The 245-nt window shown below is 62.4% G+C and carries 1 protein-coding gene; it reads left to right on the top strand.

Features of this window, described 5'->3' with window-relative positions:
- Positions 1-245 (top strand): IS30 family transposase (locus ACYPYD_RS26365; RefSeq protein ID WP_459666620.1); only part of this gene is annotated, 245 nt, incomplete at both ends.

The following is a 245-nucleotide window of genomic DNA, read 5'->3' as shown; positions in this document are numbered from 1 at the left end:
ATGCCGTCTCGATCAGCGAACGCCCCGCCTCTGTCGAGGACCGCGCCATTCCCGGTCACTGGGAAGGCGATCTGATCGGAGGCACGAAGAACAGCTACATCGCGACGCTGGTCGAACGGCATCCGCGCTATGTGATGCTGGTCAAGGTCGCCAACAAGGACACAAGGAGCGTCGTGTCGGCGCTGATCAGGCAGACGCAGCGCCTGCCGCGCGAACTCTACAAGTCACTTACCTGGGATCGCGGT

The sequence above is a fragment of the Novosphingobium sp. 11B genome (genome assembly GCF_054589055.1).
The sequence above is the reverse complement of the archived record's forward strand: the minus strand, read 5'-3'. Positions and strand labels throughout refer to the sequence as shown.